The 2,629-nt window shown below is 70.1% G+C and carries 3 protein-coding genes; 1 reads left to right on the top strand and 2 read right to left on the bottom strand.

From position 1 onward, the window contains the following. Positions 1-249 precede the first annotated feature (249 nt). The gene (locus H5J33_RS30565) at positions 250-435 is read right to left on the bottom strand and encodes a hypothetical protein (RefSeq protein WP_030607632.1); all 186 of its coding nucleotides are present in this window, start codon (positions 433-435) and stop codon (positions 250-252) included. 119 nt (positions 436-554) lie between these two features. Between H5J33_RS30565 and H5J33_RS30560 the strand changes: the two genes are divergently transcribed. Further along, positions 555-1,757, top strand: a complete 1,203-nt coding sequence (locus tag H5J33_RS30560; RefSeq protein WP_181798017.1) for a Gfo/Idh/MocA family protein — start codon at positions 555-557, stop codon at positions 1,755-1,757. 16 nt (positions 1,758-1,773) lie between these two features. On the opposite strand, the gene H5J33_RS30555 is transcribed toward H5J33_RS30560, so the two are convergent. Next, positions 1,774-2,469, bottom strand: a complete 696-nt coding sequence (locus tag H5J33_RS30555) for a L,D-transpeptidase (protein ID WP_181798016.1) — start codon at positions 2,467-2,469, stop codon at positions 1,774-1,776. Between the last annotated feature and the right edge of the window lie 160 nt (positions 2,470-2,629).

The following is a 2,629-nucleotide window of genomic DNA, read 5'->3' as shown; positions in this document are numbered from 1 at the left end:
GACGTCCGGAACGTCGGGCCGGGTCTGCTGGTCGCCGCGGGCAGTCTGGTCGCGCTGGTGGCGACCCGGTACCTGCGGGCCGAGCGGGACCGCAGGGCGTACCGGCGGCGCTACTCGGCTACCTGGAGCTGACCGGGGACAGGACGCCGACGGAAAAAGGGCACCCGTGTCGTGACGGGTGCCCTCGGTGGTACGGCGTACTGCGCGCGGGTGGGGTGAGGCGGTACGGTGCGGTGCGCGCGGGGTCGGTCAGGCGGCCCGGTGCGACCGCGGGGCCGCGGCGGCCCACTCCATCACGAGGCGCTGGTACTCCGCGCGCTGCTCGGTGGTCAGTGTCCCGCCCGACCGGCGCCACAGGGCCCGGATCTCCTCGTTGACCTCCGCGGCCGATCGCTCGGAGGCGGCTGCAACAGTGGTGGACATGCTGTGAAGCATATGCCGAACGAGGTGAAGGCGCTGTGAGTAAGTGCGAGCGATACGGACATTACGGACCGTGTTGCTCATCACTTCACTGCTCTTGACGCACAAAATCCCCCGTCGCGAAAGTGATCCATATGACTTTCTCCCTCGGCATCGTCGGCGCAGGACAGTTCTCCGGCCGCTTCGCCGCGCTCTTCCACGCCCATCCCGGCGTACGGGACGTCTACGTCACCGACCTCCTGCCCGAGCGCGCCGAGCGCCTCGTCGCCGCGCACGGCCTCGCGGGCACGTTCCCGTCGTACGCGGCGATGCTGGAGTCACCGGCCGTCGACGCGGTCGCGGTCTTCACCCAGCGCTGGACCCACGGTCCGCTGGTCATGCAGGGGCTGAACGCGGGCAAGCACGTGTTCTCGGCGGTCCCGATGGCGGTCACCGCGGAGGAGGTCGCCGCGATCGTGGCCACCGTCCGGTCCACCGGGCTGACGTACATGATGGGCGAGACCAGCCACTACCACCCGGCGACCGTGCTCGCCCGCGCCCGGATCGCCGAGGGGGCCTTCGGGCGGGTGTTCTACGCGGAGGGCGACTACGTCCACGACATGGACCTGGGCTTCTACGACGCCTACCGCTACAGCGGCGGCGAGAACTGGCGGGCGACGGCCAGCTATCCCCCGTTGCTGTACCCGACGCACTCGGTGGGCGGGGTGCTCGGGGCCTGGCGGACGCACGCGGTGAGCGTGTCGGCGATCGGCGTCCGCGACGAGCGCGACGACGGCGTCTTCGACCGCTCGGTCAGCATGTTCGACAACGACGTGTCCAACGCCACCGCGCTGTTCGAGGTGGCGGGCGGCGGATCGTTCCGCACCAACGAGTTCCGGCGGGTCGGCTACCCCGCGTATCTGCGCGAGTCCCGGTTCCGGTTCTTCGGGACCGAGGCCAGCATGGAGCAGCTCGCCACGGTGGCCCTGTGGCAGGACCGCGGCGGCGTCGAGGACATCACCGGGCTGCTGGAGCCGAAGCGGGCCGTCGCGCCCGGCGACCCGTCCCTCGCCGCTCTCGCGCCCGAGCTGCGCGCGGCCTTCACCTCGGGTTCGGCGCCGGTGCACGACCGGTCCCGGCTGCCGCGTGAGTTCGACCACCTGCCCAACGGGCACGAGGGCAGCCACCACTTCCTGGCGGACGACTTCGTCACCGCCGTGACCGGGCGCACACTGCCGCCGGTGAACGCGTGGGTGGCCGCCCGCTACACCCTGCCGGGCATCGTCGCGCACGAGTCGGCACGGCAGGGTGGCGTACGGCTCGAGATCCCGGACTTCGGGGACGCCCCCGCGGCCTGACGGGACCGGCCCGGGCTCAGGTGCCCGGCTTGCGGCCGTAGACGAAGACGTCGTCGCCGTTCCTCAGCAGCGACCAGTACTTCTTGGCGTCCTTCTTCGTCATGTTGACGCAGCCGTGCGAGCCCGGCGGGTTCCACATGCTCAGGCCCACCGAGTGGAAGGCCTGGCCGCCGTCGAAGAACTGGCTGTAGGGCATCGGCACGTCGTAGAGGTCGGAGACGTGGTCGATGTCACGCCAGTAGATCTTCTTCAGGCCGGTGCGGGTCTCGTAGTGGTCACGGCCGGTGCGCACCGGCACGGGGCCGTAGACCAGCTTCTTGCCGTCCTGGATCCAGCTGAGCTGGAGCGTGAGGTTCACACAGGCGATCCGGCCCTTGTTCACCGGGCACTTGCCGTCCTTGTTCGGCTTGTTGCCGACGGCCTTCTGCTTGTTCATGAGGTCCATCACGCCCCAGGTGACCGAACCGGCGTAGCCGATGGCGGGGGTGATGCCGTGCTTGGCCTGGAATGCCCGGATCGCCGTGCAGTCGGCGGCGGACTGCCTGCCGTCGACCGGCCGGCCCAGGAACTTCTCCACCTGCTTCTGGTACGGCCCGGTGCTCGTGGAACAGCTCGCGGCCTGGGCCGGTGCCGCGGTGAAGGCGAGCGCGAGCGGCGCCACCAGCCCCGTCACGCCCAGCCCTACGACGCCTCGTGTGCGTATGCCCCCCATGGCGGCCTCTCCTTCCGGTTCCTGGTCTGCTCGCCCGGTCCTCCCGGGTGCTCTCCAGCTCGATTCCCGCGGTCTCGGACTACTAGACCCGGCCGGGGAGGGCATGGTTGTGGTTCCGGTCAGGTTGTGACGAAACGGTGAAGTCCAGACCGTATCGCAC

The organism is Streptomyces sp. WELS2, from assembly GCF_013870595.1.
Taxonomy (GTDB): Bacteria; Actinomycetota; Actinomycetes; order Streptomycetales; family Streptomycetaceae; genus Streptomyces.
This window is presented reverse-complemented; position numbering and strand designations above follow the sequence as displayed.

Coding starts and splice junctions, on each gene's coding strand:
- H5J33_RS30565 (WP_030607632.1), bottom strand. CDS start 435: ATGCTTCACAGCATGTCCACCACTGTTGCAGCCGCCTCCGAGCGATCG.
- H5J33_RS30560 (WP_181798017.1), top strand. CDS start 555: ATGACTTTCTCCCTCGGCATCGTCGGCGCAGGACAGTTCTCCGGCCGC.
- H5J33_RS30555 (WP_181798016.1), bottom strand. CDS start 2,469: ATGGGGGGCATACGCACACGAGGCGTCGTAGGGCTGGGCGTGACGGGG.